We start from the raw sequence: 229 nt of genomic DNA, 5'->3' as shown, positions 1-229 counted from the left end.
ACGAGCACAAATGCAGCTTCAAATTGCGGCTGATAGTCTACCATCCATCGGGCGAATGCCTGACCATATACATAACGATCATCAGCATACATCACAACCAAATCAAGCCCCTGATCCTCCATGAATCCCTGGACTTTATGCTTCCGCTCCAGAAATTCACTTTCACTAATCCTTGGTTTCATTTCCTCCTCCTTTTTATATAAATTATTTTAGTTAATACTAGCATTTA

The 229-nt window shown here is 40.2% G+C and carries 1 protein-coding gene; it reads right to left on the bottom strand.

The features are described 5' to 3' along the window. A partial coding sequence (locus tag HJY11_RS13775; RefSeq protein ID WP_208076479.1) for a hypothetical protein occupies nt 1-182 on the bottom strand: 182 nt, incomplete at its 3' end. Between the last annotated feature and the right edge of the window lie 47 nt (nt 183-229).

Origin of the sequence: Bittarella massiliensis (ex Durand et al. 2017) (assembly GCF_017566145.1) — a bacterium.
GTDB lineage: Bacteria > Bacillota > Clostridia > Oscillospirales > Ruminococcaceae > Bittarella > Bittarella massiliensis_A.
Note: the sequence above shows the minus strand (reverse complement) of the source record. Positions and strands in the feature narration are given on the sequence as shown.